Source organism: Aliirhizobium wenxiniae (assembly GCF_014201355.1).
Taxonomy (GTDB): Bacteria; Pseudomonadota; Alphaproteobacteria; order Rhizobiales; family Rhizobiaceae; genus Neorhizobium; species Neorhizobium wenxiniae.
Window position 1 is genome coordinate 264,910 of the sequence record NZ_JACHEG010000006.1, and the last position, 14,679, is coordinate 279,588.

Annotated in this window: 19 protein-coding genes; 6 read left to right on the plus strand and 13 right to left on the minus strand. The window is 57.2% G+C overall.

The annotated features are described in order from the left end of the window. Positions 1-5: 5 nt before the first annotated feature. Entirely contained in the window at positions 6-980 is a 975-nt protein-coding gene (locus tag HNQ72_RS22685; protein ID WP_183995525.1) for an alpha/beta hydrolase, read from the minus strand. A gap of 1,250 nt (positions 981-2,230) precedes the next feature. Between HNQ72_RS22685 and HNQ72_RS30685 the strand changes: the two genes are divergently transcribed. Then, the gene (locus tag HNQ72_RS30685) at positions 2,231-2,530 is read left to right on the plus strand and encodes a hypothetical protein (RefSeq protein ID WP_244654463.1); all 300 of its coding nucleotides are present in this window, start codon (positions 2,231-2,233) and stop codon (positions 2,528-2,530) included. Next, positions 2,530-2,961 (plus strand): PIN domain-containing protein, encoded by a 432-nt coding sequence (locus tag HNQ72_RS22690; protein ID WP_183995526.1) that lies wholly within the window; start codon positions 2,530-2,532, stop codon positions 2,959-2,961. Before HNQ72_RS30685 ends, HNQ72_RS22690 begins: the two co-directional genes overlap by 1 nt. A 185-nt stretch (positions 2,962-3,146) precedes the next feature. On the opposite strand, the gene HNQ72_RS22695 is transcribed toward HNQ72_RS22690, so the two are convergent. From HNQ72_RS22695 to HNQ72_RS22730, 8 genes are all read right to left on the minus strand, one after another. Further along, positions 3,147-3,704, minus strand: coding sequence for a fasciclin domain-containing protein (locus tag HNQ72_RS22695; RefSeq protein ID WP_183995527.1), 558 nt, complete (start codon positions 3,702-3,704; stop codon positions 3,147-3,149). Positions 3,705-3,832: 128 nt separating this feature from the next. Continuing rightward, positions 3,833-4,270 (minus strand): DoxX family protein, encoded by a 438-nt coding sequence (locus HNQ72_RS22700; protein WP_183995528.1) that lies wholly within the window; start codon positions 4,268-4,270, stop codon positions 3,833-3,835. Then, positions 4,254-5,225, minus strand: coding sequence for an alpha/beta fold hydrolase (locus HNQ72_RS22705; RefSeq protein ID WP_183995529.1), 972 nt, complete (start codon positions 5,223-5,225; stop codon positions 4,254-4,256). Before HNQ72_RS22705 ends, HNQ72_RS22700 begins: the two co-directional genes overlap by 17 nt. Before the next feature lie 53 nt (positions 5,226-5,278). Beyond that, positions 5,279-6,007 carry an anti-sigma factor gene (locus HNQ72_RS22710; RefSeq protein ID WP_183995530.1) on the minus strand — a complete coding sequence of 243 codons (729 nt, stop codon included), beginning with the start codon at positions 6,005-6,007 and terminating at the stop codon, positions 5,279-5,281. Then, positions 6,004-6,546: a sigma-70 family RNA polymerase sigma factor gene (locus HNQ72_RS22715; protein WP_183995531.1), complete on the minus strand. Its 543-nt coding sequence runs from the start codon at positions 6,544-6,546 to the stop codon at positions 6,004-6,006. Before HNQ72_RS22715 ends, HNQ72_RS22710 begins: the two co-directional genes overlap by 4 nt. Before the next feature lie 131 nt (positions 6,547-6,677). Next, positions 6,678-7,109, minus strand: a complete 432-nt coding sequence (locus tag HNQ72_RS22720; protein ID WP_183995532.1) for a DUF2177 family protein — start codon at positions 7,107-7,109, stop codon at positions 6,678-6,680. A gap of 23 nt (positions 7,110-7,132) precedes the next feature. Beyond that, complete coding sequence (locus tag HNQ72_RS22725) at positions 7,133-7,507, minus strand: DUF2147 domain-containing protein (RefSeq protein WP_373289476.1); 375 nt, start codon at positions 7,505-7,507, stop codon at positions 7,133-7,135. A gap of 5 nt (positions 7,508-7,512) precedes the next feature. Beyond that, positions 7,513-8,772 (minus strand): SAM-dependent methyltransferase, encoded by a 1,260-nt coding sequence (locus tag HNQ72_RS22730; RefSeq protein WP_183995535.1) that lies wholly within the window; start codon positions 8,770-8,772, stop codon positions 7,513-7,515. A gap of 192 nt (positions 8,773-8,964) precedes the next feature. On the opposite strand from HNQ72_RS22730, the gene HNQ72_RS22735 reads away from it, so the two are divergent. From HNQ72_RS22735 to HNQ72_RS22750, 4 genes are read left to right on the plus strand one after another with little or no spacing between them, the layout of a single operon-like run. Further along, the gene (locus HNQ72_RS22735) at positions 8,965-9,765 is read left to right on the plus strand and encodes a DUF1295 domain-containing protein (protein ID WP_183995694.1); all 801 of its coding nucleotides are present in this window, start codon (positions 8,965-8,967) and stop codon (positions 9,763-9,765) included. Then, positions 9,762-10,793: an SAM-dependent methyltransferase gene (locus HNQ72_RS22740; protein WP_183995537.1), complete on the plus strand. Its 1,032-nt coding sequence runs from the start codon at positions 9,762-9,764 to the stop codon at positions 10,791-10,793. The genes HNQ72_RS22735 and HNQ72_RS22740 overlap by 4 nt, the downstream gene beginning before the upstream one ends. After that, complete coding sequence (locus tag HNQ72_RS22745) at positions 10,790-11,341, plus strand: hypothetical protein (protein WP_183995539.1); 552 nt, start codon at positions 10,790-10,792, stop codon at positions 11,339-11,341. Before HNQ72_RS22740 ends, HNQ72_RS22745 begins: the two co-directional genes overlap by 4 nt. A 20-nt stretch (positions 11,342-11,361) precedes the next feature. Then, entirely contained in the window at positions 11,362-11,889 is a 528-nt protein-coding gene (locus HNQ72_RS22750; RefSeq protein WP_183995541.1) for a lipocalin family protein, read from the plus strand. Between the two features lie 50 nt (positions 11,890-11,939). Here HNQ72_RS22750 and HNQ72_RS22755 read toward each other — a convergent pair whose 3' ends face one another. The 4 genes from HNQ72_RS22755 to HNQ72_RS22770 all read right to left on the minus strand — a co-directional run bounded on the left by HNQ72_RS22755 (position 11,940) and on the right by HNQ72_RS22770 (position 14,656). Then, positions 11,940-12,557 carry a hypothetical protein gene (locus HNQ72_RS22755; protein WP_183995543.1) on the minus strand — a complete coding sequence of 206 codons (618 nt, stop codon included), beginning with the start codon at positions 12,555-12,557 and terminating at the stop codon, positions 11,940-11,942. Positions 12,558-12,665: 108 nt separating this feature from the next. Continuing rightward, positions 12,666-13,442 carry a molybdopterin-binding protein gene (locus HNQ72_RS22760; RefSeq protein ID WP_183995545.1) on the minus strand — a complete coding sequence of 259 codons (777 nt, stop codon included), beginning with the start codon at positions 13,440-13,442 and terminating at the stop codon, positions 12,666-12,668. Next, positions 13,439-14,302: a cytochrome b/b6 domain-containing protein gene (locus HNQ72_RS22765; protein ID WP_183995547.1), complete on the minus strand. Its 864-nt coding sequence runs from the start codon at positions 14,300-14,302 to the stop codon at positions 13,439-13,441. The genes HNQ72_RS22760 and HNQ72_RS22765 overlap by 4 nt, the downstream gene beginning before the upstream one ends. Positions 14,303-14,380: 78 nt before the next feature. Further along, entirely contained in the window at positions 14,381-14,656 is a 276-nt protein-coding gene (locus HNQ72_RS22770) for a pentapeptide MXKDX repeat protein (RefSeq protein ID WP_183995549.1), read from the minus strand. Positions 14,657-14,679: the final 23 nt, after the last annotated feature.

A 14,679-nucleotide genomic window follows, 5' to 3' on the forward strand; every position in this document is an offset into this window, starting at 1 on the left:
GAGCATCACTGTGAAAGGATCGCGCCGCCCAGTCGGAAAGGAGCCGAGATCGCTCCGCCAACACCGTTGAGCACCAAGGCCCCAGTCCCGGCAACCGGATTGCTGAATCCCTGACGCAACTGCGGATAGATCGCAGCGAGTGATGCAAATCGGTCGTGGTTGGTGCCGTTAAGCGATGGGATGCTCGAGATATCGACTACCTCGATGTTCTCCTTGAGCGCGAGGTCGCGCGTGCGGGGATCGTCAATATCGAGGGATCCGGCAGTGGCGGCAGAGCCGGCAAGGCGTTTTGAAAGTGCTAGCGCGAGATCGTCCTTTGATGCCAGAACGACAATCGGTTTCGAAAGCTTTTCAGAGACGGACAACTGCTTGCGCAGCAGATCTATGTCGATGTCGGGAGCAGCAAGAATCATCTGATCGATAGAGCTTACTGCCTTAGTATTTCCAGTCAGCGACAGCTGTCGAACAGATTCTACGGCAAGCCAAGCCCCCATGCTGTGGGCGAGGATGGTTGTCTTCACCCCGCCCACGGACAGGTTCGAAAGAACCGTTGTCAGATCGTCCCGTGCAAAGGCAGCCGAATCCTTGTCAGCGACGTAACCGGTCACTTCCGCCTGTGAAGGCCAATCGAACAGGATCGCGCGCGCTCCAACCCTGGAGTCCACCGTCATCTGTGCAAGCCTGAATAGGGCCTCCTGATGGCTGTAATTGTAGCCATGAACGAATATGCCGGCGTGTCCGTAAGCGGGGGACTTTGCGGAACCGCGAGCTAGGACTGCAAACTCCCGCGCCGTCAGTTCCCGCCGTGCAACAACAGCGAAAGTGGTCCGCGGGTCTGGTTTATATGTCGGCCACTCTATCTTGGACGGACTGTGGCCTGGAGGAATCGAAATGGTGATTTCCGCATAGCGTAATGTGTCGCCCCTGCCCGCCGTGTACTCGCCCGGCCTGCTCTGGTCGGGGACGCGATCAGTTGCCACAAGGATCGAGACGGCAGTAGCCGTCGCGACAGGTGTTACAATGGTCAGGGTCTCGGGACCGGGGCGAGCACATGAAGTCAGAGTGAAAAGTGCGATGCAAAGCGTGACTAGGGGGCGCAAACGGAAACGAGCTCGTGATTCTGATGTCAGCAACCTAATGGGAATCAGTTTTTTGGATAGTCGCGAGTTCGCCTTAGTACTGCTATCTCCACCGCTTTCACACACTCAAAACCTCTTGCCAACGCAGACTGGTCGTGAGTTATAGGAAGACGTTAGGAACACGGCTTCGAGTTGTTCGGTGGTGATGTCATGGCAGTCGGCCAGGCGCTGCGCAAAATCAGTAATCATCTTCCCCTCCCATTCCCCCGTATCTATTGAAACACAGAAGTCTAATTTTAGGTAGTTGTTTCGAATCAGAAGAAAATTAGGGTTTATGAAAAATTACGTTTTCTGCAATGCTTCCAGATTCGAAGCATCGGCAAACATATACTTAGAGTTGTGCTGCCCAACCCCGCAGCGATTCGACCCGATAGGCAGGAATATTCATCAGGTCCATGACTTCAACGATCGTGACATTGGTCCGTTCGACTGAGCCAGATTCGAGTTCGGCATCATCATCTTTCGATCGACGCTATTAGGCGCTTCACCTTGGCCGCAGCTATGACCACGTCCTTGCCGATGGCGATGATTACCGCCGCAATCCAGAACCCCCGGGCAGTCAGTTCTGCCGTCATGGGACGGTTTCTTCCGGGGTGATAACCGGTGAGATGAATGGATCCTCTGTCGCGAGACATTGAGCGAAGAGGTGGATGCTGATGAACCTGCCGCATTCGTTCCCAAATTTTCGCACGATGTGAGGAGTCCTGAATGTCCGTCGAACTGCGAAAAGTATGGGTTGAACGCGCACGCGAAAAGCTTGCGGCTCCGGGTTGATGTCGCACCCTGATCGACGATATCTGACGATGGAAGAGCGCGGGATAAGTGGTGAAATCAGGCTATCCGGGTTTCATCGTGAATATCTCGAACTGGTATTGCAACGGCAGGAAGTCAGCTGGCTGAAACGTGCATTTACTCGAGGAAAGGCGACCCTTCTAAAAATCCCCGCAGTAGTCGATCTTAATAGGATTTGAACCAAGAGCCCACGATTGTGATTTATCTGGCTCGTCAGCCGAGCCCAACCATCCTTTCTCCAAGCGACTTGCAGAGATCGTCGTATCTGGCTATATTACTGGAAATATCCAGAGGATCCGATGGCTAGCTCTCAGACACGTGCAATTCAGAATTACAGAAGCCGCTTGGGCGACCGCGGCCTCGCTCGTTTTGAGGTACTCGGACGTGATAGTGATCGCGGTTTAATTAGATCACTTGCGCGCAAATTGGCAGAAGATGGCCCTGAAGCAGCCAATCTGCGTGCCGTTGTCAGCGAAACGCTTGCCGGAGAGCCGCCTAAAAAGGGTGGTATTCTCGCGGCGCTCCGCCGATCGCCGATGGTTGGAGCCGATCTCGACACACTCCGTTCACGCGAGGAAGGTCGCGCGATAGATCTGTGATGCGCTACTTGCTCGACACCAACATTCTTAGCAATATCACCAAGCCAGAGCCTTCGACGTCACTGATGACATGGATGGCCGAGCAAGCCGACGATGATTTGTGCATCGCTTCGCTTACTGTTGCCGAGATACGCCGAGGAATACTTGAAAAGCCGGCAGGAAAGAAACGGGCCGCACTCGAAGCGTGGTTTGCCGGCAATGAAGGCCCGCAATCGCTCTTTGCTGGTCGCATCTTTCCGTTCGACGAGAAGGCAGCTCTGATCTGGGGCGAGCTAATGGCACACGGCAAGGCGACGGGCCGCCCACGGAGTGCCTTGGACACAATCGTGGCAGCTATTGCGCGATCCAATAACTGCATCGTTGTCACCGATAATGATCGAGATTTTCGGGAGATCGACATTATCAATCCACTCCGTGCGTCCGTAATTTAAGTCACTCGCCAAAGTTTTTTGCTCTTGAGGGGATCAGGACCTATGTCCTGGATATTATAACGTCAACCTTTATAGAGGCTTGCCTTATCGATCGTTGCTAACATCCCAATTGCAACCTTTGATCGAGATCAAAATGACAAAGGAGAGCCGACAAGCTACCGGCCCTCCTGTCCGTTTTTTTAGAACTACATTTTCGGCAAAAGAACCTTGTCGATGACATGGATGACGCCGTTGGACTGTTTGACGTCAGCGATCGTCACATGGGCCACGCCGCCCATTTCGTCGGTCAGCGTGATCTTGCCCATGCTCTCCTTCGCCTTCAGGATGCAGCCACCGACGGTCTTGACGTCGTGCGTGCCTTTGTCGTCCTTGATCATCTTTTCGATGGTCTTGGACATGGCATCGGCGGCAACGACATGGCAGGTGAGAACCTTGGTAAGTTGGGCCTTGTTTTCCGGCTTCAGAAGGTTGTCGACCGTACCTTTCGGCAGGGCTGCGAAGGCTTCGTTGGTTGGCGCAAACACGGTGAACGGGCCTTTGCCTTCCAGGGTTTCGACGAGGCCGGCGGCCTTGACCGCAGCAACAAGGGTTGTGTGGTCTTTCGAGTTCACGGCATTTTCGACAATGTTCTTGTCCTCATACATGGCGGCGCCGCCGACCTTCGGATTAGCGGCAAATGCGCTGCCGGCCGCGATCGAGAGTACGGCGATACCTGCTGCGAGACGGATTGCATTGCGGGACATGATCTTCTCCTCCTGCCGACTGCCCAGGCACGGTGCGTGCCTCCTAAAGCTCGGCTTCCCTAAGCGGGACAGGACAAGAGACGAGAACCGCGGAGAAATAGTTTCAGCCGGGGCAAGCCGGGAGGGATTTATTTGAGGTATCGAGCACGGTTGGCACATACTGACCGCAAAGGCCATGTCACAACCTCTCCGGCAAAAAGGGCTGTCCAGGCGATGACGGGCTGAAGCGGCAGTCGAACAAGGTGATAGGCCCATTGCCAGAAGGTCGGATCGCCAGCTCCCAAACTGTCTGATGCATGTTTGATATTGGCCGGGAAAACGCAAAATGCGTAAACAGCCAGCGCCACCGCGGCCAACCGCTTCAGTCGTTGCACCCGAAGACCGATAGCGCCGACGATCTCGCAAAGCCCCGTCAGAAAAATGATGGTTTCAGGATACGGGACCCATGCGGGTGTGATCGCAAGAAAGGGCTGCGGCAGTGTCAGATGCAATATCCCGGCGACGGCATAAAGGATCGACAACGCAGCGGCCATCCGCTGGCGACAGACGCTAGTCGCTGCGGTCATTCGCGATCCTCTTCTCGACTGCGCGAGCCATGCCGAGAAGATCCACCTTGCGACCTGCAACGCGCTCGATGGCGGCAATCGCGAGATCATTGGCGATGTAGTCTGACTTGTGTCCGAGGTTGTGGACCACGATCAATCTGGCGCCGGGAATATCGCGCGCCAGATGCCGGGCATGGATGTCCGGTGAAACGATCTTGTCAGTGTCGCCGGTTATGATGATCGTCGGAGCCTTGATATACCGGTATTGCTTGGCAGCGACCTTGGCCCAGTCACTGAGAGCCGCAATTTCCCTTGCGTTATGTCGGAAAGCTTGAGGGCGAATAGCTTGCAGCGCCTTCGTCTTCTCGACATAACCGGCGGGTGGCTGGTTCGGAGCAAAAACGGCCTTTGTGGCGCGGTTGATTGCCAGAAGGCCCAAGGGCGGAACGATGAATGCGCTGAACAGCGCCCCGGCGACGGGAGCACTCGCTGCATCGTAATACCATGCGACGCCGCTGGACCACGGGTAAACGGCCGGGGAAAGGAAAACGAGACCGCGCACCTTGTCGGGATGCCGGATCGCCAATGCCGCGGCAATTGCGCCACCGAATGAATGCCCGACAATGATGGCCCCGCCGATACCGTGTTTTTCCATCAAAGTGGAAATCGCATCAGCCTGTCCGTCGGGAGACACGTTCTCACTCCCACCGGCATCCGATCGGCCATGCCCCGGCCGGTCTACGAAGAGGAGCGTGCCTCTGCCTTCCAACCTTTCGCGGAAGGAGAGCATCGGATCATAAAGGCTTGTGCTGGCACCGTGGATGAAGACGATCGGCGGCAGATCCTTCTTGCCCCCGGCTTGGATGAGAATGCTGTTGAGCCGATATCCACCGACATCAGTCAGCAGCGGCTGAGCTTCGGCATCGTGTGCCGCAGGCTGTCCGAAACTCGCAGAACACCAGATCAACAGGGACATGAAGAATATGACGGAACTTCGGATTGTGGCCTCCTCACCGCTCTCGACCGCGATTACAGGTTGCGGGCCGAGCCGCTTGCGATCACTGGCCCTGTCGGCAGGCCGGTCGGCGAGCCTCCGAGCGGCTCGACGCTGACGGCAAGGGTAGCGCCCTGGCCGATTCGGGACCGCAATTTTGCCGGGATCAGCAACTCTCCATCCGTTCCCGGCTCGAAGACACCAAGCGAGGTCGGATTGCCGCTTTGCGGTACGAGCCAGAGCTGCAGGGATTTCTCAGTGCTTTGATCCGCAATCGGAATGATACGCAGACGACCATCGGCCGGGTTGAAAGATACACGAAGCGCGACTGGATCATTCGGTGCGCTGAGTTCCGCAACGATATTGTTTGTGGTGGTTGGCCTGAGCTGCACTGTCGCGATGTACAGCAGGGCGACTGCTGCAATCGCGGATGTTGCGAACGACAGGCCACGCCAGAAGCCGACCGCATCCCATAGGCCCTGCTTCACTTCAACCCTTCGGTTCTCTGTAAAGAGGCGTCTTTCTATTGCCTGAAAAACAGCGGTGGAAGGCTGTTGCTCCTGATAATCTCCGTTGAACGAGGCCATGTTCGACTGCCAGCGCGCCACCAGCCGCGCAAATGACTGATCGGAGGCCATCCGTGCTTCTATCCGATGGCGAGCCTCGAGAGACAGAACGCCAAGCACATATTCACCAGCCAGAATTTCATCATTCTCCGGTCTGCCTCCATCTGGCGGATTTCTGTCGAGCGGTTCCGTCGTCATCGCTGCATGCACTCCCGCAATTTCAGCAGGCTACGCCGCAACCAGGTCCTGACGGTATTTAACGGAACCCGCAGATCATCTGCCAGTTCGGCATAAGTCAGGCCTTCGACATAGGCTCGCCGGACCGATTGTGCATGGACCTGATCCAGTTCGCCCATACAGGCATCGATGCGGCGCCCATCGTCCGCCATTGCTACGGACTGCTCAGGATTGGGCATCGTTTCGTCGGCCAGATCGAAAACCTCGTCGATATCGTCATTGACGGGTTTTCGCGCGCGAATGATGTCGATCGCATGGTTACGCGCTATTGTCGCGAGCCAGGTGGTCGGCATTCCGGAGCCGATCGCGAAGGACTTCGCCTTCTGCCAGACCTTGATATAGACCTCCTGAAGCGCCTCTTCGGCCTCGCCTCTGTCTTTCAGGATCCGCAGGCAGATCGCAAAGAGTTTCGGACTCGTCACGCGGTAGAGATCGGTGAACGCCTGGCGATCCCCGATTGCGACGCGATTGATCAGGCCAGCCATCTCACTATTTTGCATTCGAAATAACCTTGAAGACCTCAACGTATAGAGATCGGCAACATTAAAAAACAAGGAGTGCCCCGGAAAACTGTCGCCGCCATGGACGCTGCCCCGCATTGCCGAACACACAACGTGGGTAGGTGATCCCATCACAACCTGTGCCCTCCCGAAGTGGGGCCGCCGAATAGACGCGCGGTTATCCAGTAACCGGCACCACTCGCGATGGCAGAAAGGAACGTACCCCAGCAAAGATCAGCGAGCGTCAATGCCGTCGACCATCGTATCAATGTTGCCTGATTGGTCAGGTCATAGGTTCCATAGGCGGTAAAGCCCAGCACTGCACCAGAGAGGATCGCGGCCGAGAGCCCTCCTTGCCTGAGCGCGGGCCGAACTGCCAGAAACACCAGTCCAGCAGGATAGATCAGATAAAAGACTAGTGCAGGAACCAAGGTGAATTGCGGCGCCAGCATGTCGCCCATCACCGGGCGATAGAGGCGATCGGCCATGGTGCTCAGCCAAACGGCATCGATCAAGACCATCACGATCAAAGCTATAAAATAGGCGACAAGATACCTCTTCATCGGCTTTTCCTCTCTAGGCACGCTCAATCGATCCGGGTCCAGTCAATGCCCTTGCACAACAGGCCGGCAACGATACAGCCCTTGGTCGTCATACTGTTTCCCTTGACTGTCACCGTGATCCGGTAGGTCAGGTCGCGCTGCGGATCGAAAGCGCTGCCGGAATAGACCCCTTCACCATCGGGCTTGATGCTCATGACCAGCTTGTCGCCTTCCTTCTCCTTCGGTGTACCCGGCTTGATCCAGGTATTGACCGCGCAGATGTCGGAGCCGCATGGCGCGATCGTTACCTTGGCGTTTCCATCGCCGCGGGCCCATTGGCCATCGATGTCGGCGGCATGGGCGACCGTTCCCCATGCAAGTCCCCATGTGAGGAAGGCACCGATCATCACTACGCGCATCTTCTTCATGACAGGCCTCCTTGTCCCGGCACCGACGCGTGCTCGATCGTGTAGAGCCCGACATTGATCGTGCCTTCCTCGAACCCTGCCTGGCAGTAACAAAGGTAGTAGAGCCACAGACGCCGAAATCGCTCGTCGAAACCCTGTGCGGCGATCTGCGGCCAATGCTCCTCGAAACGAATTCGCCATTCCGCTAGCGTCCGGGCATATGAAGCCCCGAAATGTTCGATCTCGCAGACAGCCAGGCCAGCGTGAGCCACAGATGCCGACAAGGCTTTGTCCGATGGAAGGAAACCGCCGGGGAAGACATATTGCTGGATGAAATCGGTACTGCCCCGATATGTCCTGTACCGCTCTTCTTCTATCGAGATGATCTGCAGAACCGCACGACCGCCGGGCTTCAGGCAGCGTTTCAAACAATCGAAATAGCTCGGCCAATAGGCCTCGCCGACCGCCTCGAACATTTCGATGGAAACGATGCGGTCAAACTGCCCATCGATGTCGCGATAATCCTGGAGGCGGAGCGTGACGTCGCTTGATAGACCGGATTTTTCGACAATACCGCTCGCCCGGGAAAGCTGCGAGGGCGACAATGTGATCCCGGTCACCTTCGAGCGGTTCATTTTCGCAAGATGCGTGGCAAGCGCGCCCCAGCCGCAGCCGATCTCGAGGACGCTCTCTCCACCCGCAAGCCCGAGCTTCTCGGCGATCCGCGCCAGCTTTCTGGTCTGCGCCTCCTCCAATGTTCGCGTCGTTTCGTCAAAGATCGGCGAAGAATAGAGCATCGAGGGATCAAGCCACAGCGCATAGAAATCATTGCCGAGGTCATAATGCGCTTCGATATTCTTGCGGCTGCCACGCTTCGTATTGGCGCGAAACAGATGCCTCATGCGGTTCACGACACGCATCAGCAAACCGCCTTCGATCGCTGGCGCCAGTGCCTTACCATTCCTGGCCGCAAAACGGATAACCGCCGTCAGATCGGGCGTTGTCCAGTCACCTTCGATAAAACCTTCCGCAAATCCGATATCGCCGGCTGCAATCACCCGACGCAGCATCCGCCAGTTTCGGATCAGGATGATTGCCTCCGGACCGGAGTGAACCCCTTGTTTGTTGATGACCTGGCCGGATGGAAGCACGATCTTGATATGGCCGTAGCTCACGCCCGTTAGGAACCTCTCGAGCATGGTGCCCGCCCAGCCGAATTCTGCGGGCGCCTGCGAAAGATCAAGCTGCGTTCCGGTGACCTCGTCTGACCAGCTCATGCCATCTCCCTCCATCAGTTGCGAGGATTGCGTCGATGCATCTGCAAGAGGTTACGAGCGCTTCGGGCTTTTAGTTTCTCGGGAAAGAACAAATTTTTCGATTTTTTCCGATCGGCATGAAACTGGATGGGCTTTTGCTCCGTAGATCTCAAGGAAGGCACCAAGACCTTGCCTTGGGAGGAGCCCATGAACATGCTTCTGCTGATCATCATCGCATTCTGGCTGTCCTTGGCCATGGCTGGCGCTTGGGCTATCCAGCGTGTGACCGGCCTTAACGGATGGATAGATACGATCTGGTCATTTGCTGTCGGCGTCGGAGGAATCATCGCCGCACTCTTCGCCGATGGAAATCCCGACCGGCGCGTCGCCATTCTGGTGATCGTAGCCGTCTGGGCACTCAGGTTGGGTAGCCATATCGGGTCGCGAACCAGGGGAGCAGGCGAGGATCCCCGTTATGCGAAATTCATCGAAGAATGGGGCGAAAGCGCCTCCTCGCGCCTCTTCTTCTTTCTGCAGATCCAGGCACTCGCCGCCTTCATCCTGGTCTTGGCGGTCTACATGGCAGCCACGAACGGAGCGCCCTTCCCTCGTATTCCCGACCTTGTCGGCATCATTATTGCCGTCCTGGCGCTCGCAGGCGAAGCAATCTCGGACCTGCAACTAAGCCGTTTTCGAAAGACGCCGCAGGCTAAGACCGAGGTCTGCGAGACGGGCCTTTGGCGGTATTCGCGCCATCCGAACTACTTCTTCGAGTGGATGTTCTGGTGCTGCTGGATTCTGTTTGCCGCCTCGCCATCCATTGCTAGCTGGTTGTCGTTGTTGGCGCCGCTCCTCATGTACTGGCTGCTTGTGCATGTCTCCGGCATCCCGCCCCTCGAAGATCATATGCTGCGCTCACGCGGCCAGAAATTCCGCGCCCTGCAGCGGCGCGTGAATGCTTTTTTCCTCGGCCCCAGAAGGCAGGATATCCACCCAGAAGGAAAGTTGAAATGAACATGCTGGCCTTCGCTATAAACACCGCCGAACGCGCGCCTCTGACCGACGGCATGACGCTCGCGGGTATCGACTTCCTCTGTGGCCGCACCAAGCGCCGCCTCGCCGCCACGGCGGCCACCCATGAAAATCTGTTTGTCGACGCCATGAACCAATACCCGGTGGCCATCCACGCGGACGAGGCCAATCGTCAGCATTATGAGGTACCAGCTGCTTTCTTTTCGCGGGTTCTTGGGCCAAGCCGAAAATACTCCTGCGGCCTCTATCCGACCGAGCATACGACACTGAAGGAGGCAGAGGTCCATGCACTCGCGGAAACCGTCAAACATGCCGCGATCGAAGACGGCATGACGATCCTTGAGCTCGGCTGCGGCTGGGGCTCGCTTTCGCTTTATCTGGCGGCGCAGTTCCCGAACTCGCGTATTGTCTCCGTCTCCAATTCGGCGTCTCAGCGCGCCTTCATCCTGGCGACGGCCAATCAGCGCGGATTTACCAACCTGTCGGTGATAACGGTCGATATGAATGACTTTTCGATCGACCAACGCTTCGATCGTGTCGTCTCGATCGAAATGTTCGAGCACATGTCCAACTGGCGAAAGCTTTTCGGGCGCGCCCGCGACTGGGTGAAGCCGGAAGGGCGTCTCTTTCTCCATATCTTCACCCACAAGGACCGTTCCTACCGCTTCGATCATGATGACCCGTCCGACTGGATCGCCCATCACTTCTTCACCGGCGGCATCATGCCGGCGCATGATTTGCCCCATCGTTTCGGTGATCTGTTTACGGTCGAAGAGGAATGGCGGTGGTCCGGTACCCATTATCGTCGCACCGCACTCGACTGGCTCGGCAATTTCGATCGCGAAATCGATCGCATTCAGCCGATATTCGCCGAAGTCTACGGCAAAGACGCCTCAATCTGGCAGCGCCGCTGGCGCCTTTTTTTTCTCGCGACCGCCGGACTGTTCGGTCACGATGACGGCGACATCTGGGGTGTCGGCCATTACCTGCTGAAACCGGCAAGGCCATGAAGGCTCAACGGGCTCTTCTCGATTCTCTTACCCAGGCGACGGTTACGATCGCCTGGGTCATATGTCTGAACAAGCCATTTTACCCGGTCTATGTCTGGTATCTCGTCGGAGATGGCGTCGTCGCGTCACTTGGTTCGCTGCTTGCGGCTCCCGCCTTTCTGGCAATCCCGTTCATGGCCCGCCACTCGCCCATAATCGCGCGGATTTCGCTTCCTATCGTGGGGGCATTCGACACTCTGCTCGAGACGCAATTATTCGGCCAAAGCTCCGGGACGGAATTGTTCTTCGGCGCCTGTATCATGCTCGCGGCAGTCTCTTTCCATAGGCAAGAGAAATGGATTCAACGCAGTGTGGCGGCCCTCGTCTTCGCCGTCTTCCTTCTATCGCGCCATACCGGCGGACCGCCACTCCATGGCTGGAGCGATGCCGACCGGTCCACTCTTCTCAATCTCAACATTTTCGCGGTCGCATGCCTGATGGCACTCATCGCCATGAGATACGCAGGCGTGGCGACAAGCCCAGAACCCGCGACCGGGGAGAAAAGCTAAGAAATACAGTGGAGGATGACATGAAGAACCTTTGGAAATGCCTTGTCGGCGTTCTCTGGCTCGCCGGAACACTTGTACCGCACACCACTGCGGCAGCTGAGCTTGAAGTGGTCAAGGTCGGCGCTGACCATTATCGCGGGACATGGCTCGAGATAGGCCGTCGGCCAATGTGGCTGACAAACGGCTGTGTCGCCGGTTATTCGACCTATCGCCGCGGCAAATCACCTAATGAAGTGCTTGTCGAAGATGGTTGCCGCGTCGGAAATCCAAAGGGTCGATTGAAGACTATCCGAGGAACAGGCCGCATAGTCGACTTTGACAGCGAAAAGGCGAAGATGCGTGTTCGTTATCCTCTGCTGATCACCTTCAACTACTGGGTACTTTACAAATCACCGGACAAGAGCTGGTTCATCAGTGCCGATCCGGACATGACCAATCTTTGGATATATGCACGCACTGTCCCTTCCAAAGCCAAACTTCACACAATGGTTCGAAAGGCGAGCGAGCTTGGCTATGATGTGAGAAAGCTGGAATTTCCCGAAACGTGAAGACACGCTCCGGCCTTCCATCGCCGGAACGTGCAACTTTTGCCAAATGCTCACATCGGAGGAACGATGCCGTTGGTTCCGACGACGACGCGTGAGGTGGAAATTGAACCGTCCGATGCCTTTTCGGAAGGGACGAAGACAGTTGCACCGCTCTTCAGATCCGACACTTCGGCCGGAGCGAACGTAACAACCGGCGTGCCCTCCGGGATCGAAATCTTCTTTTCTCCGCCCTTGTAGGTCACGGTCAGCGTATGGCCATCGACCGACTTCACGGCATTGGCGACCGTGGCGTTGGTCATCGAGCTGTTGGGTTTCAGATCCCAGGCATAGCTGCCTTCACCGGTACCCTTCATGGCGGCCGGGAAGATCAGAACCTCAAGAGCACCGTTGCCGCCATCGGCAGTCGGCAACGAGGCGATGCCGACGAAATCACCTTCCTTGATGTCGTTGACCGAAGCTTTGGCGACGCTCGAAACCTTCCAGCCATCCTTGAGCATGATCTTAGCATCCGTGCCTTCGCGGGTCTTGACTGCGAGGGTCGAGCCGTCAAGGCTTTCGACGGTGCCGCGGACACGGATCTGGTCGGCAGCGTGGGCGGAGAAGCCGACCGTGGCTGCGATCAGCATGCCGGCGAGCACCGGAAAACCGGCCTTGTAAATAGATGACATAGTCTTTTTCCTTGTTGAAAAACCCTGTCGTTTCAATCACCAGCGAATGCGGGATGAAAATCCGCCGGCATCGTGGGACAAAGCCTTCGCGGCCTGCCCCACGAACTCTCAGATCCCGGCGTACCATTCGTAGCCGCGGTCTTCCCAGAAGCCGCCATTGCCGCCATAAAGGCCGGACAGATCTGCAACAGCTTCGATGCGCATCAGGTATTTGGCCTGTTTGTAACCAAGCTGCCGTTCGACCCTTAGCCGTAGCGGCGCACCGTGTGGAACCTCCAGATCACGGCCGTTCATCGAATGGGCGAGGATGGTCTGGGGGTGGAAGGCATCGACCAAGTCTATGCTCTCGTAATACCAGCCGCTGCCATCGAGCGTCTTTTCGTATTCGTCGGCGCAGTGGAAGGCGACGTAGCGCGCCTCCGGCTTGAGGCCGACCTTGTTGAGAACGGCGCCGAGCGGCACGCCGGTCCACTGCCCGATGGCGCTCCAGCCCTCGACGCAGTCGTGGCGGGTAATCTGCGTACGCGACGGCATCGCCTTCAACGCCGCAAGCGACAATTTTGTCGGCCGCTCCACAAGACCGCCGACCTCCAGTTGCCATGTCGAGAACTTCCGGCTGAGCAGATCCTGATATTGCGCGCCGTCAGGCATGCTTGTGCCGTTGGCACGGAAGGTCGGCGAGATGTCGGCCATGGTGAACTCTCGCGCCAAAGTGTCGTCGCCAATCAGGGCGCGCTGTGTCTTCATCGTCATGCCCTCGGCGATCTTCAGAATCGACTGGACCTTCGGGCTTTCAACCAGCGCATCACAGCCGCTGAGACCGAGTGCCGAGGCGGTGAGCGTCGAGCCGATCAGGAACCGACGGCGAGTGATGATGCGGCTCATGGCTTTACCTCCGTCAGGTCGTCGATATCGATGGCATAACGGCCGGTGATCATCGAGCGCATATTGTTGAAGAGGCCGGACACCAGAACCATCGCTACATGCACGACGACGAAGGCGACCAGCGCGCTGGCAGTGATGAAATGCAGCGTGCGGGCCGACTGCCGGCCGCCAAAGAGATCGATCAACCAAGGCGCGAAGGCGTCGAAGCCGGGCGACATGGTGAGACCGGTTGCGATCATCACCGGCAGGAGAAGGAAAATGACGAAGAGATAGGTGAGCTTTTGCAGCGCATTGTAATGCCGGGCCTTTTCGCCCTTTGGAAAACGCAGGCGTGCATGATCGACGATTTCGTGCCGAAGATTGCCCGGCGTAAGTTCGGCCTGCGCGGGCAGAAGATCCCGTAGAAAATGACGGGCAATGACCCCATAGGCCATGTAGATCAGGCCGTTGATGACGAAAAGCCAGGCAAAGAAGAAATGCCAGCGCCGGCCAGTCGCGAGGTCCTGATAGCTCGGCAACGTGATCCAGGCAGGGAAACCACGCGCCGTCGCCTCGCCGTCGACATTCGAGATGCCGAGGACGCCGGTGGTATCGAAGGACAAGCCGCCGATCCGGGTCTTACCCTTGATGGCATCCCCTTCTTCGACCGCCTCCATCGACAGGACGGACGGATCGTTGTCGGCGCCATACTGACCCCAGTACAGGGCCGGATGCGCGTTGAAAATCTGCAAGCCGCTGAACAGCAATACCGTCATGCAAAGGACGTTCAGCCAGTGCGACAGGCGCACCGTCAGGCTGTGCCGGCGGATCAGCACGCGCCTGCCGCCGATCCCGTGGGTTAGCGCATCGATGTTTTCCATGAGTGGCCTCCGGGCAGATGGTCTTCATGCTGTACGGTGCGCCCTCGCCGAAGTCTCATCCGCGAGGGCGCACCCAGCTTATTTCATCGCGTCGCAACGCTTCATCATCTCGGCCTTCCTCATGCTGTCCTTCTCCATGCCGGCCTTGTGCGTGCAGTCGGCTTTCTTGCCGATCTTCATGCTGTCGGTCTTCATCGGATCGGACTTCATGGTGTCCGTTTTCATCGTGCCCGATTTCATGCTGTCAGGCTTGCTCATGCTGTCCGTGCTGGTCTGCGCGCTGGCGCTGCCGACCGCAACACAGAGGCCGAAAAGGATTGCACCGGCTGCGATAGCGTATGAACGATTGGCCATGTTGGTTCTCCCGTTTTTCATCT

Bases quoted from the DNA above. Each gene is read 5' to 3' on its own strand.
- HNQ72_RS22690 (WP_183995526.1), top strand. From the start codon at position 2,530: ATGCGCTACTTGCTCGACACCAACATTCTTAGCAATATCACCAAGCCA.
- HNQ72_RS22755 (WP_183995543.1), bottom strand. From the start codon at position 12,557: ATGTCATCTATTTACAAGGCCGGTTTTCCGGTGCTCGCCGGCATGCTG.
- HNQ72_RS22740 (WP_183995537.1), top strand. From the start codon at position 9,762: ATGAACATGCTGGCCTTCGCTATAAACACCGCCGAACGCGCGCCTCTG.
- HNQ72_RS22765 (WP_183995547.1), bottom strand. From the start codon at position 14,302: ATGGAAAACATCGATGCGCTAACCCACGGGATCGGCGGCAGGCGCGTG.
- HNQ72_RS22760 (WP_183995545.1), bottom strand. From the start codon at position 13,442: ATGAGCCGCATCATCACTCGCCGTCGGTTCCTGATCGGCTCGACGCTC.
- HNQ72_RS22705 (WP_183995529.1), bottom strand. From the start codon at position 5,225: ATGTCCCTGTTGATCTGGTGTTCTGCGAGTTTCGGACAGCCTGCGGCA.
- HNQ72_RS22715 (WP_183995531.1), bottom strand. From the start codon at position 6,546: ATGCAAAATAGTGAGATGGCTGGCCTGATCAATCGCGTCGCAATCGGG.
- HNQ72_RS22695 (WP_183995527.1), bottom strand. From the start codon at position 3,704: ATGTCCCGCAATGCAATCCGTCTCGCAGCAGGTATCGCCGTACTCTCG.
- HNQ72_RS22735 (WP_183995694.1), top strand. From the start codon at position 8,965: ATGCTTCTGCTGATCATCATCGCATTCTGGCTGTCCTTGGCCATGGCT.
- HNQ72_RS22730 (WP_183995535.1), bottom strand. From the start codon at position 8,772: ATGAGCTGGTCAGACGAGGTCACCGGAACGCAGCTTGATCTTTCGCAG.
- HNQ72_RS22745 (WP_183995539.1), top strand. From the start codon at position 10,790: ATGAAGGCTCAACGGGCTCTTCTCGATTCTCTTACCCAGGCGACGGTT.
- HNQ72_RS22770 (WP_183995549.1), bottom strand. From the start codon at position 14,656: ATGGCCAATCGTTCATACGCTATCGCAGCCGGTGCAATCCTTTTCGGC.
- HNQ72_RS22750 (WP_183995541.1), top strand. From the start codon at position 11,362: ATGAAGAACCTTTGGAAATGCCTTGTCGGCGTTCTCTGGCTCGCCGGA.
- HNQ72_RS30685 (WP_244654463.1), top strand. From the start codon at position 2,231: ATGGCTAGCTCTCAGACACGTGCAATTCAGAATTACAGAAGCCGCTTG.
- HNQ72_RS22720 (WP_183995532.1), bottom strand. From the start codon at position 7,109: ATGAAGAGGTATCTTGTCGCCTATTTTATAGCTTTGATCGTGATGGTC.
- HNQ72_RS22700 (WP_183995528.1), bottom strand. From the start codon at position 4,270: ATGACCGCAGCGACTAGCGTCTGTCGCCAGCGGATGGCCGCTGCGTTG.
- HNQ72_RS22725 (WP_373289476.1), bottom strand. From the start codon at position 7,507: ATGCGCGTAGTGATGATCGGTGCCTTCCTCACATGGGGACTTGCATGG.
- HNQ72_RS22710 (WP_183995530.1), bottom strand. From the start codon at position 6,007: ATGACGACGGAACCGCTCGACAGAAATCCGCCAGATGGAGGCAGACCG.